General features: G+C 70.3%; 26 protein-coding genes and 1 pseudogene. 6 read left to right on the top strand and 21 right to left on the bottom strand.

The features are described 5' to 3' along the window. Positions 1–16: 16 nt before the first annotated feature. From OG504_RS49210 to OG504_RS49195, 4 genes are all read right to left on the bottom strand, one after another. Complete coding sequence (locus tag OG504_RS49210) at positions 17–538, bottom strand: MarR family winged helix-turn-helix transcriptional regulator (protein WP_405995670.1); 522 nt, start codon at positions 536–538, stop codon at positions 17–19. A 155-nt stretch (positions 539–693) separates the two neighbouring features. Beyond that, positions 694–2346 carry a carboxylesterase/lipase family protein gene (locus tag OG504_RS49205; protein WP_405995669.1) on the bottom strand — a complete coding sequence of 551 codons (1653 nt, stop codon included), beginning with the start codon at positions 2344–2346 and terminating at the stop codon, positions 694–696. A 72-nt stretch (positions 2347–2418) separates the two neighbouring features. Beyond that, positions 2419–3162, bottom strand: coding sequence for a polysaccharide deacetylase family protein (locus tag OG504_RS49200; protein WP_405995668.1), 744 nt, complete (start codon positions 3160–3162; stop codon positions 2419–2421). Next, the gene (locus OG504_RS49195; RefSeq protein WP_405995667.1) at positions 3159–4565 is read right to left on the bottom strand and encodes a glycosyltransferase; all 1407 of its coding nucleotides are present in this window, start codon (positions 4563–4565) and stop codon (positions 3159–3161) included. Before OG504_RS49195 ends, OG504_RS49200 begins: the two co-directional genes overlap by 4 nt. Before the next feature lie 229 nt (positions 4566–4794). On the opposite strand from OG504_RS49195, the gene OG504_RS49190 reads away from it, so the two are divergent. The 3 genes from OG504_RS49190 (at position 4795) to OG504_RS49180 (ending at position 7417) form a co-directional block, all read left to right on the top strand. Next, entirely contained in the window at positions 4795–5220 is a 426-nt protein-coding gene (locus tag OG504_RS49190; protein ID WP_405995666.1) for a BlaI/MecI/CopY family transcriptional regulator, read from the top strand. Between the two features lie 4 nt (positions 5221–5224). Then, positions 5225–6229 carry a M56 family metallopeptidase gene (locus OG504_RS49185; RefSeq protein ID WP_405995665.1) on the top strand — a complete coding sequence of 335 codons (1005 nt, stop codon included), beginning with the start codon at positions 5225–5227 and terminating at the stop codon, positions 6227–6229. A gap of 252 nt (positions 6230–6481) precedes the next feature. After that, on the top strand, positions 6482–7417 hold the full coding sequence (locus OG504_RS49180; RefSeq protein ID WP_405995664.1) for an alpha/beta hydrolase fold domain-containing protein: 936 nt from the start codon (positions 6482–6484) through the stop codon (positions 7415–7417). Positions 7418–7483: 66 nt separating this feature from the next. On the opposite strand, the gene OG504_RS49175 is transcribed toward OG504_RS49180, so the two are convergent. The 5 genes from OG504_RS49175 to OG504_RS49155 all read right to left on the bottom strand — a co-directional run bounded on the left by OG504_RS49175 (position 7484) and on the right by OG504_RS49155 (position 14029). Next, on the bottom strand, positions 7484–8563 hold the full coding sequence (locus OG504_RS49175; protein WP_405995663.1) for an Ldh family oxidoreductase: 1080 nt from the start codon (positions 8561–8563) through the stop codon (positions 7484–7486). Between the two features lie 21 nt (positions 8564–8584). Continuing rightward, positions 8585–10294 carry a thiamine pyrophosphate-dependent enzyme gene (locus tag OG504_RS49170; protein WP_405995662.1) on the bottom strand — a complete coding sequence of 570 codons (1710 nt, stop codon included), beginning with the start codon at positions 10292–10294 and terminating at the stop codon, positions 8585–8587. A 13-nt stretch (positions 10295–10307) separates the two neighbouring features. Beyond that, the gene (locus OG504_RS49165) at positions 10308–11168 is read right to left on the bottom strand and encodes an amidohydrolase (RefSeq protein ID WP_033282910.1); all 861 of its coding nucleotides are present in this window, start codon (positions 11166–11168) and stop codon (positions 10308–10310) included. Positions 11169–11324: 156 nt separating this feature from the next. Beyond that, positions 11325–12533, bottom strand: coding sequence for an L-2-hydroxyglutarate oxidase (gene lhgO, locus OG504_RS49160; protein ID WP_405995661.1), 1209 nt, complete (start codon positions 12531–12533; stop codon positions 11325–11327). A 47-nt stretch (positions 12534–12580) separates the two neighbouring features. Next, on the bottom strand, positions 12581–14029 hold the full coding sequence (locus tag OG504_RS49155; protein ID WP_405995660.1) for an aldehyde dehydrogenase family protein: 1449 nt from the start codon (positions 14027–14029) through the stop codon (positions 12581–12583). Between the two features lie 249 nt (positions 14030–14278). On the opposite strand from OG504_RS49155, the gene OG504_RS49150 reads away from it, so the two are divergent. Then, positions 14279–14566 carry a putative quinol monooxygenase gene (locus OG504_RS49150; RefSeq protein WP_405995659.1) on the top strand — a complete coding sequence of 96 codons (288 nt, stop codon included), beginning with the start codon at positions 14279–14281 and terminating at the stop codon, positions 14564–14566. Between the two features lie 46 nt (positions 14567–14612). Here the strand turns inward: OG504_RS49150 and OG504_RS49145 are convergent, their stop codons facing one another. The 8 genes from OG504_RS49145 to OG504_RS49110 form a co-directional block, all read right to left on the bottom strand. Continuing rightward, entirely contained in the window at positions 14613–15641 is a 1029-nt protein-coding gene (locus OG504_RS49145; protein WP_405995658.1) for a methionine synthase II (cobalamin-independent)-like protein, read from the bottom strand. A gap of 3 nt (positions 15642–15644) precedes the next feature. Continuing rightward, positions 15645–16142: a heme-binding protein gene (locus OG504_RS49140; RefSeq protein WP_405995657.1), complete on the bottom strand. Its 498-nt coding sequence runs from the start codon at positions 16140–16142 to the stop codon at positions 15645–15647. Continuing rightward, on the bottom strand, positions 16139–16924 hold the full coding sequence (locus OG504_RS49135; protein WP_405995656.1) for an alpha/beta fold hydrolase: 786 nt from the start codon (positions 16922–16924) through the stop codon (positions 16139–16141). Before OG504_RS49135 ends, OG504_RS49140 begins: the two co-directional genes overlap by 4 nt. A 26-nt stretch (positions 16925–16950) precedes the next feature. Then, the gene (locus OG504_RS49130) at positions 16951–17322 is read right to left on the bottom strand and encodes a VOC family protein (RefSeq protein WP_019069936.1); all 372 of its coding nucleotides are present in this window, start codon (positions 17320–17322) and stop codon (positions 16951–16953) included. Beyond that, the gene (locus OG504_RS49125; protein ID WP_405995655.1) at positions 17319–18116 is read right to left on the bottom strand and encodes a fumarylacetoacetate hydrolase family protein; all 798 of its coding nucleotides are present in this window, start codon (positions 18114–18116) and stop codon (positions 17319–17321) included. Before OG504_RS49125 ends, OG504_RS49130 begins: the two co-directional genes overlap by 4 nt. Before the next feature lie 6 nt (positions 18117–18122). Further along, a complete protein-coding gene (locus tag OG504_RS49120) occupies positions 18123–19571 on the bottom strand; it encodes an NAD-dependent succinate-semialdehyde dehydrogenase (protein WP_405995654.1) in 1449 nt (482 codons plus the stop codon). Positions 19572–19603: 32 nt separating this feature from the next. Continuing rightward, entirely contained in the window at positions 19604–20524 is a 921-nt protein-coding gene (locus tag OG504_RS49115) for a VOC family protein (protein ID WP_405995653.1), read from the bottom strand. A 315-nt stretch (positions 20525–20839) separates the two neighbouring features. Next, the gene (locus tag OG504_RS49110; RefSeq protein WP_405995652.1) at positions 20840–21751 is read right to left on the bottom strand and encodes a LysR family transcriptional regulator; all 912 of its coding nucleotides are present in this window, start codon (positions 21749–21751) and stop codon (positions 20840–20842) included. Here OG504_RS49110 and OG504_RS49105 point away from each other — a divergent pair. Then, positions 21750–21875, top strand: a complete 126-nt coding sequence (locus tag OG504_RS49105; RefSeq protein ID WP_366430726.1) for a hypothetical protein — start codon at positions 21750–21752, stop codon at positions 21873–21875. The genes OG504_RS49110 and OG504_RS49105 overlap by 2 nt on opposite strands. Positions 21876–21950: 75 nt before the next feature. Here the strand turns inward: OG504_RS49105 and OG504_RS49100 are convergent. From OG504_RS49100 to OG504_RS49090, 3 genes and pseudogenes are all read right to left on the bottom strand, one after another. Next, positions 21951–22709: pseudogene (locus OG504_RS49100) on the bottom strand (sugar ABC transporter substrate-binding protein); the annotation flags it as partial. A 55-nt stretch (positions 22710–22764) separates the two neighbouring features. After that, entirely contained in the window at positions 22765–22980 is a 216-nt protein-coding gene (locus tag OG504_RS49095) for an ATP-binding cassette domain-containing protein (protein WP_405995651.1), read from the bottom strand. Further along, a complete protein-coding gene (locus OG504_RS49090) occupies positions 22977–23549 on the bottom strand; it encodes a carboxymuconolactone decarboxylase family protein (RefSeq protein WP_405996616.1) in 573 nt (190 codons plus the stop codon). Before OG504_RS49090 ends, OG504_RS49095 begins: the two co-directional genes overlap by 4 nt. Positions 23550–23783: 234 nt before the next feature. Here OG504_RS49090 and OG504_RS49085 point away from each other — a divergent pair, with 234 nt between their 5' ends. Further along, positions 23784–24194, top strand: coding sequence for a cupin domain-containing protein (locus tag OG504_RS49085; protein WP_033282897.1), 411 nt, complete (start codon positions 23784–23786; stop codon positions 24192–24194). A gap of 166 nt (positions 24195–24360) precedes the next feature. Here OG504_RS49085 and OG504_RS49080 read toward each other — a convergent pair whose 3' ends face one another. Next, positions 24361–25704, bottom strand: coding sequence for an MFS transporter (locus OG504_RS49080; protein ID WP_405995650.1), 1344 nt, complete (start codon positions 25702–25704; stop codon positions 24361–24363). Positions 25705–25723 lie beyond the last annotated feature (19 nt).

Here is a 25723-nt window from a genome sequence, read left to right as displayed (position 1 = left end):
CCTGCCTCCGGAGAACTCAGACCGTGCCGGCCGGGGCGACGACCTCGGCCTCGCCGTCCTCGTCGATCGCGTACTTCAGGAAGTCGTCGACCATGCGGTGGAACAGCGTCGCCAGTTCCTGCAGTTCGTCCGTCGACCACTCCGAGAGGGCCATTTGCATGCCGCGCGCACCGGCGTCCCGGACGTTGCTGACGGCCTTCCGGCCGGCCTCGGTCAGTTCGATCCGCTGGGCGCGCCGGTCGTCGGGGTCGGGCACGCGGGTGACGTAGCCGGACTTCTGGAGCTGCTGCACCGTCCGCGTCACATGCGAGGCCTCGACCCCGAGGCGGTGGGCCAGCTCCCCGGGGCGCAGCGGGTCGGAGTCGGCGACCTGCCGCAGCAACGCCACCGCCGCGCGGTCCAGAGGCACACCGGCGAGGGCCATCAGCCGGTCGTGCTGGCGGGCGCGCGTGCTCAGGTAGGTGATCCGAGTGAGGGCTCGCTCGATCTCGGTCACCTCCGGGGAGGCGGGGGCTTCGGGGATCGGTGGTGTGGACATGGGACCCACTTTACCATATTGTTGCGTAACTCAAGTAAGTTACTGCATTCGTTTGGCGCGCGTACTGCGGAGAGAGTACTTGCCGGGCGTTCCGCCGCCTCGCCGCCCCCGCTCCCCGCCCAGAACCCGCCCCCCGCGCCCACCTCAGCGAAGCGTCACCAGCGCTTCTGGCTCGCGAAGAACCGCTCGTAGAAGTCCACCTTGGCCGCGTCCGCGAGGGCGAGCGTGCCGAAGCGGTCGCCGAGTTCCGTCGTGGTCGCGAAGCGGTGGTTGGCCGCGGGCCAGCGGGTGAGGCCGTGGCCGTTGGGGTCGCCGTGGGTCGCGAAGTTCACCACGTAGTCGGACAGGGTGTCGGCGACCGTGCGGTCCGCGTCGGTCCAGGGCAGGTTCGTGGCGTAGAGGTTGTCGAAGACGTAGTTGATCTCCGAACCGTGGTAGGCACCACGGGAGTTGGCGCCGGTGGCGGTCGGCGGGACGTGCTCCCAGTAGTACGTGAAGACCGGGCTCTTCGCCGTCTTCGCCCACTCCGCCGCCCACAGGTTCGCGGAGACGCGGGAGCCCTCACGGGCGGAGGCGTTGCGGGCCTGGCCCGCCTCCGTGTCGGTGGTGGCGGGGTAGAGCTTCAGGAACTCGTCGGCGAGAGTGCCGTACTCCTTCTCGGCGGTACTCAGATAGTCCGCGAGCTTCACGGTCGGGGTCGGGGAGGCGCCGTTCTCGTCCTTGTTGCCGCCGGCCAGCACGGGCACGTCGTTCAAATGGCCGCCCGCCAGGGCCTGTTCGTACGTCCACGGCTTGACCCAGCCGTCGAGGACCGGGCGGAACTCCGGCGGGTTGCCGTTCACCGGACCGCTGACCGAGGTGTCGTTCGCGTTCTGACCCGCCATCAACTTCGCGCTGTCCAGGGCCCGGAGAGCGGTCAGCGAGGTGGCGCCGAGCGCTGCGGCGTACGCGGTGCCCTGACTCTCGGCCGTCTCGAGCGTGCGGTACGACGCTGCCAGCGCGGCGATCTCCGGGTCGCCGGTGGCTCGGGCGCCGGCGCTCTCGGAGATCGCGCCCTGGAACAGGCCCTCGGCGAGCGGGGAGTAGATGAGGTGCATTACCGAGGCGCCGCCCGCGGACTGGCCGGCGATGGTCACGCGGTTCGGGTCGCCGCCGAACGCGGAGATGTTGCGCCGAACCCAGCGCAGGGCCGAAATCTGGTCCAGGAGACCGTAGTTGCCCGATGCCTGGTGGCCGGACTCCGCGCTGAGTTCGGGGGTGGAGAGGAAACCGAACGCGCCGGTGCGGTAGTTGAGGGTCACCACGACCAGGCCCTTGGCGGCGAGACCCGCGCCGTCGAAGCCCGGGTCGGAGGCGTAGCCGCCGGTGAACCGGCCGCCGTAGATCCAGACCAGGACCGGGCGCTTCTCGTGTGAACTCGCCGCTCCGGTCCAGACGTTGAGGTTGAGGCAGTCCTCGCTCATCGTGACCGAGGACGAACCCATCATCTGCTGGGGGCAGATGTCCCCGAAAGTGTCCGCGACGCGCACGCCGGTCCAGGGCGTCGCCGGCTGCGGGGGACGCCAGCGGTTGGCGCCCGCCGTGGTCGCCGCGTACGGCAGTCCCTTGAACACGGTCACGCCGGAGACGAGCGAGGCCACGCCGGACACGCGGCCGGTGTCGATCCGGAGGGGGCCGGTGAGCGGGATTCCGGAGGTCTTGCGGTCCGCCGCGTCGGCACTCGTCCCTGCACCGACGAGTGCGGCCGTCGCGGCGACGGTCAGCGACCCGTTGACAAAGGTCCGGCGGTTCATGGCGTTCGAAAGCATGGGGGGCTCCCTGGTCTAGGTACTTGCGAACGTAAATTCCGCCGACCTGAAGCGCCAACAATATTGTCAACTTCAGAGCGGATCCACAGCATGCTCCCGCAGCGGCCCCACGGACAGGCCGCGCATCGCGCAGGTGTCGAGGATGCGGGGCACGGCGCCGAGGGTGGCGCGCCAACTGCCGGGTGCCGAGGTGCAGTCGGAGTCGTGCAGCAGGACGGTGCCGCCGCCGCGCAGGTCCGCGGTGACCGTCCGGTGGACCGACTCCGGTGTGGCGCGCGCCCTCCAGTCCTCGCCCCATGCCGTCCACAGCACCGGCGTGAGGTCCAGGCCGCGGGCCGCGAGGTGGGCGGCGGTCGACATCACGCCGTAGGGCGGGCGGAAGAGCCGAGGCACGCGCCCGGTGAGGTCGCCGACCGTGTCGCGGGCGCGGGCCAGGTCGTCGCGGGTGGCGCGGGGTCCGCGCAGCAGCAGCGGGCGGTGGAGCCAGCCGTGAACGGCGATCTCGTGTCCGGCAGCGGCGATCTCGCGGACCAGACCCGGAGCGCGTACCGCTTGGTTGCCGAGAAGGAAGAACGTGGCGTGCACCCGGCGCTCATCGAGGAGGCGCAGGAACAGCGGGGTCGACAGCGGGTCCGGTCCGTCGTCGAAGGTGAGCGCCACATGATCCGGCCGGCCGCGGCCGGCGAGGCGGGGCATTACGCGGTTGCGCAGCGGGCCGTAGGTCGAGAGGACGGGCGCGGCGTACGCGGCGGCGAGGATCGGGAGTGCGGGGAGCGCGACGCGGGCGGTCGTACGGAGGAGACGGGTGGCTGTCATGCGTGGTGCCCCTTCGCGTGGCCCTGATGGGGCACTCGCCCCGTGTGATGTGCGTGGCTCAGGTCGTCGAGGTCAAGGCCCTGGCCTATCGCGTGCATCAGGCCCGGGCCGCTCTCGGTCGTGGCGACCGCCGTGCCGACCGCGCCCGCCCAGACCACGCAGGCCAGGGCGGTGGTGGTCGCGAGCCGTCGGGCAGCCGGACGGGCGACGCGCCGAGCGGCGGGTGGGGTGGCCCGCTGGGCCATGGGCGCGGCGATGCGCTCGGTACCCGCCCGGCAGATCCTGGCCGTCTCGGCGGCCGGGTCCCGGTCCGGGCCGTGGGGCTCGTCCGCGAACAGGGCGAGGCCCGCCTCTCGCTGCAACAGTCCTCGCGGGCCGTCGATCAACTCGCTCAGTACGTGCTTGAGTTGGGCCGGTTCCCGGATCCACGCGGCGACGCCCGCCTCGTCCAGGGCGGCCGCGTTGGTGAGGCCGTGGCCGGGTATGCAGCCGTAGCTGGCGACGGGCAGGCCGGCGGCGAAGGCCTCCAGGGAGGTCAGGCCGCCGGCGTTCTGCACCAGGACATCGGCGGCGTGCATCAGGCCGGGCATGTCGTCGACCCAGCCGTGGACGTGTTCGATGCCGTCCGCACGGAGCTGGTCGGCCAGTGTCTCGTTGCGGCCGCAGACCACGAGCGGTACGGCCGCGCCGCAGTCGCGCAGGTCCCGGGCGACCTCACGGACCGGGCCCACGCCCCAGGAACCGGCAACGAGCAGGGCCAGCGGGGCAGTTGGAGGCAGGCCGAAGCGGGCGCGGGCCGCGGCGCGTCCCGTCGCGTCCACGGGGTGGAAGCGCGGGTCGGCGACCGGGCCGCACACGCGGACGTCCCGCGCGCCGGCGGCCCGGGCCTGCGCGGCGGGGACGGCGTGCAGCGCGAGGTGGACGTCGACGCCGTCGGCCACCCACAGCGGGTGCACCGAGAAGTCGGTGAGGTAGGTGAGGACGGGGACGGTGAGCCGGCCGTCGAGCCGGAGGTTGCCCAGGACCCGGCTCGCGCCCGGGTAGGTCGACACGACGGCAGCCGTGTCGGCGGGCAGGGCGCGCAGCAGCCGTTCCTCGGCGGAGCGCAGCAGCGCCCTCGCGGCGGGCCCGCCGCCGCCCGCGCGCTCGGTGCTGCTGTAGATCCGCTGGTAGGCCCACGGCGCCCGGACGAGCAGACGGTGGTAGCCGTCCCGCACGAGCCGGCCGAGCCGGGCGGGCAGTACGTCCAGCAGGTCGAACCGGTCGACCGTGAGACCGGCCGCCACCAGCCGCCGCTCCAGTTCGGCGGCAGCGCCGTCGTGACCGGCTCCGATGCTCGCCGAGACGATCACGACACGCTCGGCCGCCGCCGGACGGCGCACCGGATTTCCGAGGTCGGGCATGGGCTTTTTCCTCCGCGGGTGGAGTGGAGCGGCGAAACTCTACAACATGTAGTAGGTAATCTCGTACAACATGTAGTAGATCGCGTCCGCAAAGCCCTTGATCGACGCCCTGGCCGATCCCTCCGGCCCTTCGGTCCATTCCTTCGAGCCCTTGGCGCACTTCCTACAGGCCGTAGTAGGTGCGCGGGTAGGCTGTGACGCCGAGCGGTGAAAGGCGGTGGGGTGAACAGTGCACGACCGGAAGAACGACGAGCCCGGCACGACGTCCGGCAGGCGGGCGCGCGGTGAGCTGGAGAGCGGGGTTCTCGCCGCCCTCTACGGTGCCGACACGCCGCAGACCGCACGCCAGGTCAAGGATCGGCTGCCCGGAGACCTCGCGTACACGACCGTGCTGACGATCCTGTCGCGCCTGTACGACAAGGGGATGCTCGTCCGGCAGCGCGCGGGCCGCGGGTACGCGTACGCGCCCGCCCGGGACGAGGCGAGCCACACCGCGGAGCGGATGCGCTCGCTGCTCGAACACGGCACCGACCGCGAGGCCGTACTCACCCGCTTCGTCTCCGAACTCTCCGCGCAGGACGAGCAGTTGCTGCAGCGACTGCTTTCCGGGCACGACGGGCCGCACCCCGCCGGCCGCGCCGACGAAGGATCGTGAGCCGGTGCTCATCAGTGTGTACGTCCCCCTACTGATCACCATGGTCCTCGCGGTGTTCGCACCCCGCGCCGCCCGCCGGCTGGCCCCGCGCCCGGCCGCCTGGTCGCTGGCCTCCGCCGCGCTGGTGGCGTCGCTGGGCTGGCTGGGTTCACTGGCGTTGCTTGCGTTCGCCGGACTGGTGCAGATCCCGGAGGTCGCCGAGGAGGGCCGGTGGTCGGTCGCGGCCGTGCGCGCCTCCGACCCGGTCTACCTCACGGTCGCCGGGGCCGCCGCACTCGCCCTCCTCGCGTCCGTCACCGGCCTCGTCGTTGCCGGAACACGTCAGCTACGGCATCTGCGCTGGGCCCGCCGAGAGTGCCGCCTCCTGCCCGGTGACACGGAGTTGGCCGTCCTGGACATCGAGTCGCCGGAGGCGTTCGCGCTGCCGGGGGCGCCCGGGCGGATCGTGGTGTCGAGTGCGATGCTGCGCTGCCTCGGCGACCGCGAACGCGAGGCGCTCCTCGCCCACGAGCGGGCGCATCTGCGCGGCCGCCACCATCTCTTCCAGACCCTCTGGCGGCTCTCCGCCGCCGTAAATCCGTCGCTACGACCGCTGTCCAACGCGGGCGGCTTCGTCCTGGAGCGCTGGGCCGACGAGGAGGCCGCGGTGCGCGTCGGCGATCGTACGGTCGTCGCGCACGCCGTGGGCCGGGCCGCGCTCGCCACCTCGGCGAACCGGTCGCGCCCGGCACTGGCCGCGACCGGCGGAGCGGTACCGCAGCGGGTGCGCGCGCTGCTCGCCCCTCCTCCCCCGCGCCGGGCCCTGCCGTTCGTCGCGGGCGCCGCCCTGCTCGTCGTGTGCTGCGTGAGCCTGGCGGACGCCGCGACCGACAGCGAGGAAATGATCGAGACGGCGCAGCGGGCGGTGTGCGTGACGACGGAGGCGCGGGCGGTTCCGGCCCCGTCGGGCCCGCAGCACGAGGGGCGCTGTGAACACGGACGGTTGAACGGGCCTGTCCAACACCGCTGAACCACCGGCCGATTTTTCCCGCCCCGGAGGGGGTGTCCCGCGGAAGTGTGACACTGACACGAGTAAGTGTCACACTTTCACAGACACCCCAGCCCCCCGAAGCCCGCCGCCCCTGAACAGCGCCGATCACAACATCCACCCGCAATACGCCCGTGTTATCGTCACCCTGCCCATCGCCAGGAATCCTGTTGATCGACACTCTGGCAACGAGACTCGAGTCCCCCGTCGCGCTCACTCCACGAATGGAGCGGCATGTCTGTTCTGGCCCGGCCGGCGGTGGCCGCCTTCGCCGCCAAGTCCCTGCAGCGTCTTTCCGTCATGGCCGACCGGCGCCCGAGCGGGCGTGGTTCCGCCGCCTCCTCGCATCAGCGGCTTCCTGAATTTCCGCGCCGGACACGGGAGTTGACCATCCCGACCAGCATCGCCCCGGCACGCGCCACGGTGTACCTGCCGGCCGGCGAAGGGCCGCCTCCGCCGGTGCACGTGAACTTCCACGGCGGCGGCTACGTCGTACCGCTGACCGAACTCGACGACCCGCTGTGCCGTTTCCTCGCGGCGGAGGCAGGCGTCGTCGTGGTCAACGTCGACTACGTCGTCGCGCCGCAGCACCCGTTCCCCGCGCCGCCCCGGCAGGCGTTCGAGGTGGTTCGGTGGATCGCGGAACACGGCAGCGAGCAGGGCTGGGACGGGGACCGGCTCACCGTGGGCGGGCAGAGCGCCGGGGGCGGGCTCGCGGCGGCGGTGGCCCGGCAGGCGCTGGAGGAGGGCGGTCCCTCGATCGCGCTCCAGGTGCTGCACTATCCGCCGCTGGACCTGGCGACCAGCGCCAAGGACAAGCACGCCGCCATCGCCAAGCCCGTGTTGCGGCCCTGGATGGCGGAGGTCTTCGACACGTCGTACGTCCCGGATCCGAAAGTGCGGGCCGACCGGCTGGTGTCGCCCGCCCATCCGTCGGACACCGCGGACCTGAAGGGAATCGCCCCGGCCCTGGTCATCACGGCGGAGTACGACCTGCTCAAGGCAGAAGGCATCGCCTACGCCGACCGGCTCCGGACGGCGGGCGCCCTGGCCGGGCATGTCGACGTCGCCGGAGCCGACCACGGCTACGACGGCAAGGACGACGAACGGGCCCTGAACACCTACACCCTGATCGCCCGTCAGCTCCGGGATGCCGTCGATACCGCCTGAACTCCCCTCCTGGGCAACGTACTTCGCCGACCATCCCCCTCGGACGGTCGGCGAAGTGGCTCAGAGTCACACCGACGGCACGGGCTCCGGAAGCGTGAGACCGAACTTCCCTGCCGCCTCGATCAGTTCGCGCCAGACCTTGGGCGCGACGGGGATGCCCTTCGCACCACGTCCCTCGGCGACCGTCGCGCTGCGCTCGCCAGGGTAGAAGACGCCCTCGGCGTCGTCCGCCGGCGGCAACTGTTTGAGGGTGGCCAGCGTTTCGTCGACCGCCGCGGTGAAGGCGGCCGGGTCGCCGAAGGCCGCCGGGTCGAGGGCGATGAGGAGGGCGTTCTGGCGGTGCTTGCGGCCCTGGGGGTCGTCCGAGTGGAACGCGGCGAAGATCGGCGCACCGACCAGCACGCTGGTGAGCAGCTCGAACGCGAGGGACATCCCGGACCCCTTGGCGCCGCCCAACGGCAGGGGCATGACGGCCAGTTCGGGGTCGGTGGTCGGGGTGCCGTCCGCGGTTGCCGCCGCGCCCTCGGGCAGCGGGGTGCCGCTCGCCTTCGCCTGGCGGATCTTGCCCAGGGCGATGGTGGCGGTGGCCATGTCGAGCAGCAGCGGGGCGTGGGACTCCGCCGGTACGGCGATGGCGAGCGGGCTGGTCGCCACCGCGGCGCCCTTGACGCCGGTGTACCCCATGTTGGGCATTCCGGAGACGTAGCCGATGCCGACGAGTCCCTGCTCGGCGATCTTCGACACGTAGTAGCCGATGGCACCGGTGTGGACGGTGCGGCGGACCCCGACGGCGGCGACTCCGCTGATCCTGGCCCGGGTGACCGCCTCGTCGGCGGCGGCGCTGAGGGCGACCGGGCCGGGGGCGCGGTCGGCGTCAATGACGGCCGCGGCCGGGGCCGTCGACTCGATCCTGATGTCAGCGTCGGGGTTGGCCACTCCCTTGGCCAGCAGTTCCAGGTAGGCGGGGACGCGGGCAATGCCGTGCGAGTCGACGCCGCGCAGTGCGGCCCACACGAACACGTCGGCGGTGGTGCGCGCCTGCTCGGCGTTCAGGCCGCCCTTCTCCAGGAGCGCGGCGGAGAGGGTGCGCAGGTCGTCGGCGGCGACAAGTACCTTGCCCGGCTTGGGCGTTGCGGTGTCGGACATGGTGGCGGGTGCCTTCCTGGTTCAGCGGGTGACGAGGACGTCGACGACGGCGGTGGTGCCCTCCGCCACGGCCTTGAGCGCACGTTCCAGCGCGGGGGCGAGGGCCTCGGGGGCGTCGACGGTCTCGGTGTGCATCCCGAACGGCTCGGCGAACGCGGCGAGTCGGGGCAGCCGGTGCAGATCGGTGCCGAGCCACTCACCGGTGTCGGCTGCGGCGCCCTCGGGGTAGAACCTGCGGTGGTTGAGGTTCATCGACTTGTAGACGCGGTTGTTGAACACCACGATCAGCAAAGGGAGTTCATAGGCGTTCGAGGCGTCGTACGACTGGATCACCGGGTTGTACGTGAACGCGCCGTCGCCGATGGTGAGCACCACCGGGCGTTCCCGCGCGGCGAGTTTGACGCCGAGCGCGACCGCGATGCCCTGGCCGAGGCCGCCCTGGACGTAGAAGTACGAGTCGGGGTCGGCGGTCTGGACATGGCGCTTGACGACACGGCTGTGGGTGATGGTCTCGTCGACGACGATCCCGCCCTGGCCGTCCAGCAGCCTGCGCAGGGTCGCGGCGACGAGGACCGGGTCAACGCCCTTTGCCTGCGCCGCCTTTGCCTCGGCGGCGGCGATCGCGGCCTGTTCGTCGGCGTGCCGTTGCTCCTGGGCCGCACGGCGTACGGCGACGGACGCCTCGTCGAGATCCTTCGCCCGCTTGGCCAGCTGGCGCAGGGTGTTGGCGACGTTGCCTTCCAAGTACGTGTCGGCGAACAGGACTTGGTAGACGACGTGCGGGCGCTGCGGCACTTCGTCGATGACGACGATGGTCGCCTTGGAGGGGCGGCGCGACGGCGGGTAGAAGGGCGCGCGGCAGTTGACGAGGAGGATGAGGTCCGCCTCGTCCATCCACGGGCCGATGTCGCTGCCGGCGTGCAGCGGGTGGGTGCGCGGGAAGTTGCCGCAGACCGCCGAGTCGGGCTCGACGACCGGGATGTTCCATGCCTCGGCGAAGGCGACGAGGGCCTCGAAGCCGCCCGCCTCACGCCCAGCCGTCTCCGTGACGATGACGGGGTTGACCGCCTCGCGGATCAACTGGGCGACAGGATCGACCTCTTCGGGCGAACTGTGCGTCGAGCCGGGCTTCACGATCGGCTTGGCCTCACGGCCGTCCCAGTCCTCCAGGAGGACCTCCAGCGGGACGTTGAGGTACGCCGGTCCCGCCGGGGCCCGCCAGGCCAGCTCCGCCGCGCGCGTCACCATCGTAGGGAGGGTGTGGACGCTGGCGGCCTCGTTGGACCACTTGGTGAAGGGCTGCGCGATCTGGTGCGGGCCGCCGACGATGGACAGGTTGCGGTACCACTGGCCGCCGGGGTCCTGGCCGGGGCCGTCGCCGTACGTGGTCGACTCCGAGGAGCTGACCACCATCGGGACGCCCGCGAGCAGCGCCCCGTGCACGGCCATCGAACCCTGGAGCAGACCGGGGGCCGCGTGCAGCAGCACGCCCTGCGGGCGGCGCTTGACGAGTCCGTAGCCGGTGGCCATGCCGACGGCCACGGTCTCGTGGGTCAGGTCCAGGTACTGCGGGCAGGGCAGTCCGTCGCGGTGCCGGCGGGCGAGGGACTCCCAGACGGGGGCCCACTCGGAGCCCGACGAGCAGAAGATGTAGTCGGCGCCGACGGCGTTGAAGGCGGTGACGAGAGCATCGCCGCCGTCGGCGCCCGCGGTGTTGGTGGTGTCGGTCATCTCTCGTCTGTCCTCAGCCCTCGATCGGCCAGTTCAGGACCTCGGAGATACCGCGGCCCATGATCCATTCAAGCTCCTCGGGCGTGAAGTCCCAGTGCTTGGTGAACTGCTCGATCGTGTCGGTGTACGTGATGCCGTGCCCGAGCAGCCGCGTGATGTCGGTGCCGTAGAAGCAGCGCTGCGGGCCCATCTTGTCGACCATCTCGCGCACGTACTTCTGGATGTTGTTGTTCGGGAACGGCTGCGTGGAGTAGCCCGGGAGCGCCGAGAGCTTCACGTAGATGTTCGGGTGGGCGGCGAGGTCGGCGGTCTCCGAGACCCAGTAGCCGATCGCGTCGTCGACACAGCGGGCCATGATGCCCATGTGGTCGATGATGATCTTCAGCTCGGGGTGCTTGGCGGCGATCTCGCCCAACTCCCGCTTCCAGATGGGCGCGTGGACCATCGTCGGGACGCGCAGTTCCTCGGCGATCGGCCAGTACCAGTCGTTGGTGCCGTCGATCATCCAGTTGCGGTCCTGCGGCCGGTGGAAGGTGAGGCGGGTGCCCTTCACATGCGGGTTCTGCGCGAAGTCCGCCAGCATCGCCTTGCCCTCTTCGGGCTTGTTCTGCGGGATGCGCGCCATGATCCCGAAGCGGTCGGGGTGGGCTTCGCAGGCCTCCAGGGCGTAGTCGATACGGTCGCCCTCCCAGGACGGCGGCAGGATCAGGGCCCGGTTGACGCCGGCCTCGTCCATCAGCTCCAGGGCCTCCTCGTAGGAGAAGGGGTCCTCGCGGTGTCCGTTGAGGCGGATGCGCTCCCGCGCGCCCGGGACCCAGGGGCGGTCCGGGGTCTCTTCCTTCCAGATGTGGATCTGCGTGTCGACAACGAACATGTCCTGAGCTCTTTCTCTCGAAGGTCTTACGAAGGTCTTGCGAAGGGGCCGGTGAGGTGGGGTTACGGAAGGAACGCTAGGCGGGTCGCGAGGCCTTGCCGAGCCCCGGGAGCGCAAGCAGTAGTTGCGCGGAACACCGCTGTACGCAGGGCATTCTCAGGTTGCGGACGGGTTGTCGAACACGGCGCCGACGATGTGCTCGGCGATCGCCATGGAGGCCGTCGCGGCGGGCGAGGGCGCGTTGCGTACGGCGGTGATCCGGCCGACCTGGTGGATACGGAAGTCGTCCACGAGGGTGCCGTCGGGGTCCAGTGCCTGGGCGCGGACGCCCGCCCCGCCGCGTACGACGTCGGCGACGCCGACACCGGGGACGTACAGCTTGGCGTCCTTCATGAAGGCCTTCGCGGACAGTGAGCCGCGGTACTCCTTGATGCCGGTCCGCCAGTGCTGGGCGGCCATCTTCCAGGAGCCGGGGTAGGCGGCGAGTCCCGCGAGGTCCTTCAGGGAGAAGCGGCTGAGCTTGTAGCCCTCCCTCGCGAGGGCCAGGACGGCGTTCGGGCCGACCTCGACGCTGCCGTCGACCCGCGGGGTGAAGTGCACGCCCAGGAAGGGGTAACGGGGGTCCGGTACCGGGTAGATGAGCCCGCGCACCAGGTTCGTGCGCTCCGGCTTGAGGAGCATGTACTCACCCCGGAACGGGACGATCTTCGGTTCCCTCTTGTCCTGGGCCAACTTCGCCACGGCGTCCGAGTGGAGACCTGCGCAGAGGATCAACCGGTCAACGCGGACGCGTAGTTGGCCCGAGGCGACCTCGATGCCGCCGGGCACATTGGTGATGGAGGTGACCGGAAAGCCGAGCTTCACCTCGCCGCCGGAGGCCTCGATGTCCTTCGCGAACTCCCGGGCGATCGCCGGGTAGTCGGTGATCGCGGTGCGCGGCGAGTGCAGAGCCGCGATACCACCGGCGTGCGGCTCCAGCTCCTTGATCTCCGCCTGGGAGATCTTGCGGAGTTCGGGCACGTGGTTGTTCCGGGCCCGCTCGTAGAGGCTCTCCATCCGGCCCAGTTCGTCCGGCCGTACGGCCACGACGAGCTTGCCGATCTCGTCGTACGGCAGCCCGCGGTCCTGGCAGTACTCACGCAGGATCGATACGCCCCGTACGCACAGGTCGGCCTTGAGGCTGCCCGGCGCGTAGTAGATGCCGGCGTGTACGACCCCGGAGTTGTGGCCGGTCTGGTGGACGGCGACCTCGTGTTCCTTCTCCAGGACCACGACCCGGGTGCCGGGGCGGCGCAGGGCGATCTCGCGGGCGGTGGCCAGGCCCACGATGCCGGCGCCGACGATGCCGATCGTCTCGTCAGCCATCGGCATCCTCCTCTCTGTCGTACCGAATCTCTGTCGTACCGACGTTCTCAGGCGCCGAAGTGGACGGCGACGGTCTTGACGCGGGTGGAGAAGCGCAGGACTTCGTCGCCCTGCTCCTTGTAGCCCGTGCCGGAGTCGTGGAAGCCGCCGAAAGGCAGGTGCACGTCCCAGCCGGGCGTGGTCGCGTTGACCGCGATCTGTCCGCACTCGGCGTCGTCCGCGAAGCGGTAGGCGGAGGCGAGGTCCCGGGTGAACACGGCTGCCGCGAGGCCGAAGTCGGAGTCGTTCACGGCGTCGACGGCCTGCGTGAAGTCGTCCACGGCGCGCACGGCCAGGACCGGGCCGAAGACCTCCTCGCGCCAGATCGCCGTCTCGGCGGTGACATCGGCGAGCACGGTCGGCTGGACGAAGCAGCCGTGCTCGTGGTCGCCCTCGGTGTCCGCGCTGCCGCCGGTGAGGACGGTGGCGCCCTGTTCCACGGCCCCGGCGAGGTGGGCGAGGACGCTGTCGCGCTGCTTGGGGCTGGACAGCGGGCACAGGGTGGTCGCCAGGTCGCTGCCCGGGCCGACCTTCAGCGCCTCGACCTCGGCGACCAGGAGTCGGGTGAACTCCTCGTACACCGGCCGCTCCACGACGACCCGGCTGGTGGCTGTGCAGCGCTGTCCGGCCTGGCCGAACGAAGCCGCTACGACCGTCTTCGCGGCGAACGGCAGGTCGGCATCCTTGAGGACGACGGAGGCGTTCTTGCCACCGAGTTCGCCCTGGAAGCGGACGTTGCGGTCGGCCAGACGGCGGCGGATACGGTTGCCGACCTCGTTGGAGCCGGTGAAGGTGATGGCGACGATGCGCGGGTCGTCGAGGAGCGCCTCCTCGATCTCGGCGGTGCGGCCGGTGACGACGTTCAGGACACCGGCCGGGAGGCCGGCGTCGTGCAGGGCGCGGGCGAAGTGCAGGCCCGACAACGGTGTCTCGGTGGCCGGCTTGAACACGGCCGCGTTGCCGGTGGCGAGCAGCGGGGCGAGCTTGCGGGCCGGGGTGATCAGCGGGTCGTTCCAGGGGCTGATCACGAGGATCACGCCGATCGGCTCGCGCTGGGTGTGCACGCGGGTGTCGGGGCGGGCGTCGTGCAGGAGGGTGCCGTAGCCCTGGCGGGCCAGGCCCGCGTAGTAGTCGAGGAAGTCGGCGGCCTTGAGGGTCTCGCCGCGGGCCTCGGCGCCGGTCTTGCCGTTCTCGGCGGTGACGTCGGCGGCGATCTCGTCGACCCGCTCGCGGATCAGCTTCGCCGCCTCGGTGAAGACCCGGGCCCGTTCGAAGGGGCTCGTGCGCCTCCATACGGCGAAACCGCGCTCGGCGTGGTCGTAGGCGCGGGTGACGTCCTTGGCGGCGAGGGCGGGGATGCGCGCGAGGGGGGTGCGGACATCGGCGGGGTTGTGCACCTCGATCCACTCGCCGGTCGTCACCCACTCTCCACCGGAGAGGGTTTCCAGGCTTCGCATGAAGATCACTTCCTTCGTCCGCCGCGGTGCGGGTCCGCGGTCTGCACAGTCAGCGGCCACAGTGGGCCGAATGCGACAACACACCATGTGGGGGCGGTGCCACCAGCCCCGCGGAGGCAGGCATTGCTTGCGCCGCGCGCAGGTCGGCGGGGGGTTGATCCGTGCTGGAATCGGCGGGCCGGACGGCGACTGCCGACATGCCGCCGGGAGCCGAGGATCCACTGAGGATTCGATGAGGAGAGACACGACATGGCCTACGCCGTCATTGCCCGCTACTTCTGCGAGCCCGCCGACGACGCGACGGTGCGCGCCGCGTTGCTGAAGGTGCGCGAGCTCACCCGTGCCGAGCCGGGGAACCTGGCGTACGAGGTGCACGCCGAGGCGGATGTGCCGGGGAGTTTCGTGCTGTACGAGCAGTACGCCGACCGGGCCGGTTTCGACGCGCACAAGGCGGCCGGGCACTTCGACGAGCTGATCGTGGAGACCATTTGGCCACTGCTGACCGACCGCAAGGTCACGTTCGCCGAGGTGCTCTGAAGGAGCCTTGCCGGGAAGCGTGGCGACGCGCTTCCCGGCCCGTGCGTCAGAACTCGTTGCCCCACACGTACCGTGCGACCGTCTCCACCAACTCGACCTTCCGGCGCTGCTGTTCGGCGCTCAGCAGTGGCCGGCTCGCCACGTCGGCGAAGCCCCGGGACGGTGCTACGGCCCCGTCCTCCAGGTCCTTGAACTCCCCCACCGCGTCGAGCCTGGCCATCACCGTGTCGATGTCCTCCAGCGCGGGCACGGTCGCGTCGACGACACCCAGGCAGAAGTCGCGGTCCTCGGGGAGGGCCTTGACCAGGGCGAGTTCGGCCGGGGTGCCCTGGTCGAAGGGGAGGATCCAGCGGTCGGCACCGATCGCGCCGTAGAGCTGCTCGGCGCGGGCCCAGTCGATCGCGGCGGGGGCGACCGGGCCGGGGGCCAGACCGATTCGTACACCCTCGGGGCGCTCCTCCAGGCGTACCGCCAGGGCGTCCACGGCGAGCGCGTCCGCGAAGGAGAGCGCGCCGGGGTCGGCCGGTTCGGTCGCCAACTGGCCCAGCAGGAGCGGGTTGTTGAGCTGGATCAGGCGTACGCCCTTGGAGACCAGCAGCTCTATCTCGGCGAGGACGATCTCGGCGAGGGCCTCCCCCAACTCCCTTGCGGAGGACGGACCGTGGCCCGGCTGGAAGGTGGTGGCGGCGAGGTACGCGGGCGAGGGCAGCGAGGCCTTCGGGGCGATCACCGTCAGTTCGGTGAGCCGGGCCGTCCAGTCCGCGAGGAGCGGGCCGTTGGCCTTGGGGAGGGACTCCGCGACCCAGCGGGTGAGTCCGTCGGCATCCGTCTCGTCCGTGCGCCGGAGACCTGACACTCCGTCAAGGACCGCGCTGCGGAAGTCCTCCCGGGGGAAGTCGCCGTCGGTGACGACGGTGGAGCGGAGCTTGCGCTGGAGGACGACCGCGTCCTTGACCGCCTGGAGCTCCGCCTCCTTCAGGGCCTCGGGGTCGCCTGCCGCGCGGGCCGCCGTCAGTTCGGCGGGGCGGACCAGGCTGCCGTGGTGGTCGATGCGGTAGTTGAACGTATCCGCCATGGGTCAGGCGTCCTTTCCGGAAGAGGACGACGGGGCCGAGGTCTCGGCCGGCTTGCCCGCGACACCCCAGGCGGCGAACTCCAGTTCGTAGCCGAGCGAGGCGAGGACCTCCTCGGCGATCAGCTGGTCCTCGTCCGCGGTGCCGCCGGCGATGCCGAGGCCGCCGATGATCTCGCCGTCCTTCTTGATGGTGAGGCTGCCCTCGGTGGCCATGATCGGCATGGCGGCGCCGGGGAGTTGGGACAGCTGGGAGAAGAAGACGGGCTGGCTCTCCTGCCACTTCTTCAGCATCTTGCCGGGGCGCTGCATGATGGCCGCCGTGTACGCCTTGGCGCGGGCGATGTCCGGGGTGAGCGGGCGGGCGCCGTCCGGGCGGCGGATGGCGATGGGGAAACCGCCCGCGTCCACGACGGCGACGCTGACCGCTTTCCCGAGGGACTGGGCGCGCTTGTGGGCGGCGTCGATGATCTCCTCGGCGGCGTCCAGGGTGAGGCTGCTCATGCTGCTTCCTTCGGTGCGGTGAGGGTGCGGCGCAGGTGGGCGACGGCGGCGTTGTACTTCACGGGCGTCTCCCAGTACATGGAGTGCGGGGCGTCCGGGACGATCTCCAGGTGCGAGCCGGCCAGCAGTTCGTGGGCGCGGGTCACGGTCTTCACGCTGAGCACCGCGTCCTTCTCGCCGGCGAGGAAGGCGACCTTGACGCCGGAGTCCCGGATGTCGTCCAGGGACGGGCCGTCGGTGTCGAGGTTGCGCAGGTCCTGCATCCTGGCGACGTTGAACGTGCCCATCTGCTGGAAGAGGAAGGTGAGATCGGCGCGTTCCTGCTGGAACCCCTTGGTCAACAGGCGGTCGATGACCGGCAGTTTGACGGCCTCGGCGCGGTCGGCGGCGGCGAGTTCCTTCAGCTCGGGGTGGCTGATGCCGCCCAGCGAGTGGCCGAGCACGACGGAGCCGACGCGCTCGGGGCGGAGCAGCCCCGCACGCAGCGCGGCGACGGAGCCGATGGACTGGCCGACCAACATGGCGTCGGTCAGGTCTTCTTGGTCCAGTACGGCGACGACGTCACCGGGGAAGTCCTGGCCGTCGAACTCGGGCATGGACGAGTCGGACTTGCCGAAGCCGCGCAGGTCCACGGTGACGACCGTGAACTCCTCGCGCAGCGCGGCCACTTGCTGCCACCACGCGGCATGGTGGCCACCGCTACCGTGCACGAACAGGATCGCCGGCCCGCTGCCGTGGCGCTCGTAGTAGATGGAGGTGCCGTCGGAGTCGGCGATGGGCATGGGGGTGAACTCCTGTACGTACGTGACTAGTTGGGGCGGCGGCCGTGGAAGACGAGCTCGATCATGGTGTGATCGGGGTCGTGGATGTAGCAGAACTTCGACTGGTTCTCGGGCCGTTCGATCGGCCGGGTGTGCCGGATGCCGAGGTCCTTGAGGTGGGCGAGGAAGTCGTCCCAGTCGTCGACCTCGACGGCGAAGTGATAGGGCGCCATGCGCTCCATCTCCTCGACGGGGGTGAAGTGCAGGTCGAAGTTGCCCCGGGTCATCAGCACCACACGGGTGTTGGACTTGGGCATGATGCGCTTCATCCCGAAGACCTTCGTGTACCACTCGGCGGTGCGGTCGGGGTCGGTGGTGGGGAAGTTGACGTGGTGGATGTAGCGGGGTGCGCTGCTCATGACGGATTCCCTTCGCTGTGTACGGGGTTGGACAGGACGCCGATGCCGCTGATCTCGATGTCCACGGTGTCCCCGGGTTCGAGTTGGCAGGTGGACTCGGCGCCCATCCACAGCACGTCCCCCGGGTGCATGGTGATGTGCCTGGTGAGTTCGACGATGTGGTCGAAGGGGTCGAAGACCATGTCGCCGGTGGCGAACGAGGCGCGGACCTCCCCGTTCACACGGAGTGTCGTGGTCTGCGCGAGGGCATCGACGTCGGTCTCGATCCAGGGACCCATCGGCTTGAACGTGTCGCTGTTCTTGCTGCGCCAGAACGAACGGTCCTGGTGCTGCCAGGTGCGGGCGCTGACGTCGTTGCCGATCGTCCATCCGAAGACCGACTTGCGGGCCTCGTCGTAGGTGGCGTGCTTCAGGGTGCGGCCGATGACCGCGACGAGTTCGGGCTCGGCCTCGAAGCGGCCCTCGACCCCGGCCGGCTTGACGATGGGTGAACGGTGGCCGGTGAGCGCGTTGTTGGCGCGGTAGCCGGCCTCGGGGCGGGTGGGCGTCTCGGCGCGGGCGTGCGCGATGTGGCGCGGGTAGTTCATGCCGACCGCATAGAACACGGGCGGTACGACGACCGGCAGCCAGTGGGCGTCGGAGACCGGCACCATGCCGATCACAGACGGGCTGCAATCGGTATGCGGCTGCCGACGCGTGGCTTCGAGCGGGGACTCGGACAGCAGCTCGATGTGCTCCTCCCCCACGCGGCCCCACACCGCCCGGCCGCCGACCTCAACGCGCGTGTACCTCATGGCGGTTCAGCCCGCCAGCAGGTGCGAGACGCGCTTGGTGATCAGGTAGGCGTCGAGGGCTTCGGGGCCGCCCTCCCTGCCGTAGCCGCTCTCCTTGACCCCGCCGGAGGGGGCCTCGGCGACGGAGCCGCCGCAGTGGTTGATGGAGAGGATGCCGGCCTCCAGCGTGTCCGCGAGCTTCTCGGCGGTGGCGGCGGACTCGGTGAAGCCGTAGGCGGCGAGGCCGTAGGGAAGGGAGTTGGCGAGGGCGAGGGTCTCGTCCAGGTCGGTGAACGGGACGATCGGGGCGAGCGGGCCGAAGGGTTCCTCGTGCATCAGCCGCGCGTCCGCCGGTACGTCGGTGAGGACGGTCGGGGCGTAGAAGTAGCCGTCGCGCTCCGGGCGTTGGCCGCCGGTGAGCACCTTGGCGCCGCGTTCCACGGCGTCGGCGACCAAGGTCTCCATGGCCTGCAGCCGGCGCTCGTTGGCGAGCGGGCCCATGGTGGTGTCGGCGTCGAGGCCGTCTCCTACGGTGACTTCCTGGGCGGCCTTCACGAACTCGGCGGTGAACGCCTCGACGATGCTCGCGTGGACGAAGAAGCGGCTCGGGGAGGTGCACACCTGGCCGGCGTTGAAGAACTTCGCCTGGGCCGCCTTGCGGGCGGACTTCACGGGGTCGGCGTCCGCGCAGACGATGACCGGGGCGTGGCCGCCGAGTTCCATCAGGGTGGGCTTCATGACCTCGCCGGCCTGGGCGGCGAGGAGTTTGCCGACCGGGACCGAGCCGGTGAAGGCGACCAGGCGGATCTTCGGCGAGGGGATCAAGTGGGCGGAGACTTCGGCCGGTTCACCGAAGACGAGGTTGAGGACACCGGCGGGAAGTCCCGCGTCGGCGTAGCAGGCGACCAGCGCGGCGGCCGTGCCCGGGGTCTCCTCGGAGGCCTTGATGACGATCGAGCAGCCCGCGGACAGGGCGGAGGAGAGCTTGCGGTTGGGGCCGCCGACGGGGAAGTTCCAGGGCACGAACGCGGCGACGGGGCCGACCGGTTCGCGGCGGACGGTGAGGACGGTGCCGGGTGCGGACGGGATGATGCGGCCGTAGGCGCGGCGGGCGTCCTCGATGTGCCAGCGCAGGGTGTCGGCTGTGCGCAGGGCCTCGGTGGTGCCCTCGCGGAGGGGCTTGCCCTGTTCCTGGGCCATGATCCGGCCGATGTCGGGGGCGCGTTCGGTGATGAGGTCGGCGGCGGCGTGCAGGATCGCTGAGCGCTTGGCTGTCGGGGTGGCACGCCAGGTCCGGAAGCCCTCGGTGGCCGCGTCGAGGGCGCGGTCGAGGTCGGCGGTGGTGGCGAGGGGTACGTCGCCGATCACCTTCTCGGTGGCCGGGTTCACGATCGGGGCGGTCCGTCCGGTGCCGCCCTGGCACCACTCGCCCGCGATGTACATGCGGACGGCGGGGTAGCCGTGGTCGGAGGTCATGAGTGGGTGCCCTCTCAGGCTGGGGAGGAGAGTCAGGTGGCGGGGGCGTCCTGCTGGTCGCGGTTGGAGCGCAGCGCCCAGATGTGGTGCGGCGGGGTCGTCTCGTGGACGCGGGTCTCGTAGGTGTCGTCGACGCGGTCCATGTCCGCCGCGTACTCGACGCGGCCGCCGCACGGGGCGTGCAGGAAGCGGAAGACGTTCGAGCCGACGGTGTGGCGGCCGAGCTTGCGGGCCTCCCGCCAGCCGCGCTCGATCATGTGGTTGCCGCCCTCGATGACGTCGTCGAAGCCGGGGACCTCGTAGGCGATGTGGTTGATGCCGGCGCGGTCGGGGCGGTGGCACAGCAGCATGGTGTGCTGGTCGTCGTCGCCCGGTGCCTGCATGAAGACGCCCATCGGTTCGACGATGTCGGTGGGCCGGAAGCCGAGCCGCTCGGTGTAGAAGGCGACGGCTTCCTCACGGCCCTCCTTGACGATGTTCAGCGCGACATGGCACATGCGCAGCGGGAAGGCCCGGGTGAGCGGTTCCAGCGCGGTGTTCCAGCGGTCGACGCTGCCCAGCGCGTTGGCGGGGCGGGGGGTGACGTCCGCGTGCTTCGGGCGGGCCAGGGTGAGTCCGACGCCGAAGCCGCTCTCGTCCACGGTGCGGAAGACCCCGTCGGCGCTCTCGTGGACCTTGCGGTCACGGGCCGCGGCGGCGACGAGCCGGGCCAGTTCCTCCCGAGTGTCGACGCCCCAGACCACCTCGCGGATGGTCGGCCCTGCCTCCACCGGCGGCGGCAGCAGGGGGCCGGGCACGGTGTCCAGGTGGAGGGTCTGCCCGGTGAGGGTCTCGAAGACCGCGTGCTCCTCGGTCCGCTCCAGCAGGAACAGCCCGAAGTCGCCGAAGAAACGGACACATTCGTCTACGTCGTCGATCCCGTACGTGACGGATTCGATTCTCTGGATTCCCATGGATGCCTCGTTTCGCGGGTCGCCCGGCGAGCCTAGATTTCGGGGCGGGAAGGCCTCAATGGTCCGGGCTCGTCTGAATTCGCAATCGTTTCTTGCGGCTAGGGCCTGTCCGGCGGATCAGGTCGCAGGAAATCATCGATGCCTGATCAGCACCGGTGAGCGGGGTGCGGTGCGTGCAGCTGCAAGGCGGAGGAGGGAGTCGACGCGGAGCGTCGGCGACCGACGACAACGCCGCTGGGGTCCCCCCACGTCTTTAAGGCAGTGGGGGAGTGCGTGCCACACCCCGCGTCTGCGACGGGATCCGCCGGACAGGCCCTACGACTCGATGGCCGGAATGGGATTCTGTGCGAACCATTCGGCGAGGAAGTCCAGGAACACGCTGACCTTGCGCGGGGTGGCCTGGCCGGGGCCGTAGATCGCGAACAGGGGGCGGTCTGGGACCGCCAGCTCGGGGAGCAGGACCTGGAGGGCGCCGGTCATCAGGTCGTCGTAGGCCGGGCGCTGGGGCAGCAGGGCGATGCCGCGGCCGTGGACGGCGGCCTTCTGGAGGGCGATGTACGAGTTGGACGAGAAGGCGATGTTGCGGATCTTGTGCAGGGTGGAGGCGTGGCCGTGGCCGATGCGCCAGACCGGGTCGTTGACGTGGACGAGGCAGTCGTGGTGCGCGAGGCCGTTGGGCTCGGTGAGCGGGCCGCCGCGCTCCAGGTACTTCTCGGAGGCGCAGAGCACGAAGGGCAGCGAGGCGATCTTCTTGAGGCGGACGCTGGAGTCGCGCAGGTCGCGGGTGTGGAAGGCGACGTCGAAGCCGCTGTCCAGGAAGTCGTACGTCCGGTCGGACATGCCTCCGAGCTCGAAGCGGACGTGGATCTTGGGATGGGCGGCGGAGAAGGCGGCGATCGCGTCCCCGAGGTCCAGGCTGCCTATCCACTTCGGGCAGATGATGCTCAGGGTGCCCTCGGCGCGGTCGTGGAGGTGCGAGATGACGGCGTCCTCGGCCTCGATCTCGTCGAGGATGCGGGCCGCGAACTCGGCGTACTTCAGCCCCGGTTCGGTGAGGCTGACCGAGCGGGCGGTGCGGTTGACCAGGCGGACGCCCACCTGCCGCTCCAGCTCGGCGACGTGACGCGACACGAGCGAGCCCGACGAGCCCAGTTTCTTCGCCGCGCCGCTGAAACTCCCGGCCTGCGCGACGGTGACGAAGCTGTGCATGAGGAGCAGTCGATCCATGATTCCTCCGGAGGCCCACGTGTGCCAGGGGTGGGCCCCGGCCGCGGTGCCGGTCGTACTGATGGGTCCGACCCCGGCCGGGATGTCCTGGTGGCGGCTCCACTTGGACATTCCGGCGATGTGACGGACAGGCGGCTCGGACAACAATGAGACAGGTGTCGCTCCCGGCACCGGACTCCCCCGCTTCAGGCGGTACTCGTTACTTCGGGCAGTACTGGGGGGCCTTGCTCAGGTTGTCCTCGGTCACCAACAAAAGAGGAATGTTGGCAATTTTGTCAACCTTTTTCTTGGCCAACAGACCGACCGCGTTCTTCACTGCGGTCTGTCCTATCGCCATGGCCGAGTTGGCCACGGTGGCGGAGAGCCGTCCGTCCTTGACGGCGGCCAGGCCCTCGTCCGTGCCGTTGACGGTGACGATCTTCACGTCCTTCTTGCCGGCCGCGTCGAACGCCTTGCGGGCGGCCAGCGCCATGTCCTCGGAGGCGACGAACGCGTACTGCAGGTTCGGGTGCGCCTGGATCATGTTCTCCGCCACGTCCTGTGCCTTCACCGGGTTGAACATGCCCGGCTGGTTCGCGACCACCTTCGCGGTGCTCGGCAGCGCCTTGGTGGACCCGCTCACCAGCAGGTCGGAGGCGGCGCCGGGCGCGCCCGCGATCACGCCGGCCTCGACGCTCTTGCCGCCCGCGTCGGTCGCGACCCAGCCGGCGTCCAGGGCGCCGACCTTGGTGAGGTCGACGACGGCCGCGCCGAGGATGTCGTTCACGTCGCTGGTGGCCACGGAGGTCAGGTAGATCGGTATGTTCGCGGCCTTCGCCTTGGCGATGTCGCCCTTCAGCGCGTCCACGTTGACCGTCTGCACGATCAGCGCGCTCACACTGCGCGAGGTCATGTCCTCGATGTTGGACAGTTCGGTGGTGGAATTCTGGTGCGAGTTGGCGGTGAAGACCTTCGCGTTCTGCGTCTTGGCCGTCTGCTCGACCGCTTTCTGGAGACAGCTGTGGAACTCGGTGTCACCGCCGTTTGACCTCGACGGTGCCGGCGTCGGACTGGTGGACCCCCGAAAGGACCTGCACCAGCGTCGACTTGCCGGCCCCGTTCATGCCCATCAGCGCGTGGACCTCGCCCGGGTACAGGTCGAGGTCCACGCCCTTCAGCGCGGCCGCGCCACCGAAGCTCTTCGTGACCCCCCGGACGCGAAGTACCGCATCTCCCCCCGGAGTTGTCACGGCCGCGACTCGGTGCCGTCGGTGCCGTCCGGGGCGACACGGCCGTAGCCGCGAATGTCCGGGAACGGGGGTTCCTTGTCGGCCTGGAGGTCCACCTGGAAGGTGTTCAGGCACATGCCGAGCATGGTGAAGTTGCCGAGCGCACCGATGGTGTCGACCAGGCCCTTGGAGCCGAAGTGCTCCAGTGCGGCGGCGAAGGTCTCGTCGGTGACGAAGTGGTCGTCGAGGATCTCCCGGCAGAACCGGTAGAAGGCCTGGTCGGCCTCGTTGTCGAAGACGGCCTCGCGCTTCTCGGCGATCGCCTTGACGGCGGCCTCCGGGATGCCGGCCTCGATCGCCTGGTGCACATGGGCGTTCCAGGAGTACTGCGCGTCCCAGTTCCGGGCGGCCATCAGCAGCGTGAGTTCGCTCAGGTGCTTGGGGAGGCTGGAGTCGAACCGGGCGAAGGCGCCGAGGGATTCGGCCCGTTCGCACATCTCCGGGCTGTGCAGCCAGACCCGGAAGGGTCCGCGGACGGCACCGCGCCGACCGGCGATACGGGCGGCCAGTTCCTGCTGGCGCGGGTCCATTTCCTCTTCGGTGAGAACGGGGAGCCTCATGGGGCCTGTACCTGCCTTTTCTTTCCGGCGCGTTACGTGCACGGTTCGTGAATCCGTGCGATGCGTGCCGACGCTACAGCCGGGTCCGGGAAGCTCACCCCCCTGGAAATGCAAGGTAAAGCTGCACGCCAGAGGGCACCCATTCCCGCGCGCGAGGCCTAATGTCATGCGACGCAGAAGCGTGTAAGCGGAAAGGAAATCCGGATGACCACGATCATCAAGGTCGCGTCCGTGCCCGTGCTCGACCGGGGCGGTGCCGTCGTCACGACACCTCTCGTCACGACGCCGTCGGCGGGCGGGGAGAACCGGATCACCAGTGGGATGAGCGTGTACCCGGTCGGCTCCGGGGCGCCGTTGCACTCGCACAACTGCGACGAGCACGTGACCATCCTGGAGGGCCGCGCGGAGGTCGTGGTCGACGGCGAGGTGACGAAGCTGGAGCAGTACGACACCACGTACGTCCCCTCGCCGATCCCCCACCTGTTCCGGAACATCGGCGACACCCCGCTGCGCATCCTGTGGGTGTACTCGTCGGGGTACGTCACGCGGACGTTCACCGAGACGGGGAAGACGGTGGAACACCTGTCGGCGGAGGACCAGATGGGCAAGGACTGAGGCACACCCTCGTCAACCGGCCCGCGTCTGCGCCCACTTGGGCCGCAGGCGCTTCTTCGTGTCCGGGCAGAGCGACGTGACCGCACAGACCGACGCCGGCCCCGCATCCCCTGCGGTGGCCGGCGTCCGGTCCTCGTCCCCGCGCACCCGGGACAGATGTCCCGGGTCAGTGACTGGCGACCAACTCCGGCTCCACGCCGGTCCGTTCGCCCTGCTTCGAGCTGCGCAACGCCGCGATGCCGATGAACACCATCGACGAGAGACCGGCGATGGCGAAGGACGTGAAGCCCCAGTCGCCGTTGCCCGAGGCGAGCAGTTGGCCGCCGAGCCACGGGCCGAAGACAGCGCCGAAGCGGCCCATGCCGGAGGTCCAACCGACCGCGGTGGCACGGTTGTCGGGGGTCGAGCGGATCGAGACCGTCGCGTAGATCATCGTCTGGGCGCTGTTGAGGAAGACGCCGGTGAGGAAGACGACCAGCATCGTGACGGCCTGGTTCATGTGGACACCGAGCAGGAAGACGCCCACGGCGGTGAGCGCGAACCAGATCGACGAGATGCGCGGGGCACCGAAGCGGTCGGCGGCGCGGCCGGCGGCGAGCATGCCCACGATGCCGCCGAGGTTGAAGACGACGACGAAGGTGAGGGCGTCGGCGAGCGCGTAGCCCTCGGAACGCATCAGGGTGGGCAGCCAGGTGGCGACGCCGTAGACGAGGAGCAGGCCGCCGAAGGAGGCGAGCCAGTACAGCAGGGTCTGGAGCCACTCGCCCCCGCGGAAGAGGGCGAGCAGGGCGTCCCAGCGGTCGGCGGCCGTCTTCTTGCCGGTGGCGGCGGGCAGTTGGACCTCGAAGCGTTCGGCGAGGGCGTGGGCCTCGTCGGTGCGGCCCTTGGCGACCAGGAAGCTCAGCGACTCGGGCAGGAACTTCAGCAGCACCGGGACGAAGAGCAGCGGAACGACGCAGACCCAGAAGGCCGCGCGCCAACCCACCGGATCCACCAGCCACTTGGCCACGTAGGCGGAGAGGATGCCGCCGGCGTGGTGGGCGGTCATCAGCATGCCGATGGTGAGGGCGGTCCGGCCGCGCGGGGCGTAGTCGGAGACCATGCTGATCGCGGTGGGCAGCAGACCGCCGAGGCCGACGCCGGCGAGGGTGCGGCCGAGGCCGAAGACCTCGACGCTGCCCGAGACCGCGCAGATGCCGGAGGCGAGCGAGAAGAGCGTCACGCAGCCGATCATCAGCTGCTTGCGGCCGATCCGGTCCGCGACCGTGCCCGCGGTCAGGGCGCCCACCAGCATGCCGAAGGTGGCGTAGCTGCCGAGGTCGCCGGCCTGGTCGGCGGTAAGACCGAAGGTCTTCGTCTCCAGCAGGTGCGGCAGCACCGAGCCGTAGATGAACATGTCGAGGCCGTCGAAGAGCACCGCCAGCCAGCACAGACCGATGACCAGGAGGGCCAGTCTGCCGGCGCGCGCGGACACGGTGGGCGAGGGGGATGAGGAGGGGGAGGAAGACATCGTTGGTTACCTCTCGTGC

Source organism: Streptomyces sp. NBC_00986 (assembly GCF_045162565.1).
Classification (GTDB): domain Bacteria; phylum Actinomycetota; class Actinomycetes; order Streptomycetales; family Streptomycetaceae; genus Streptomyces.
This window is presented reverse-complemented; position numbering and strand designations above follow the sequence as displayed.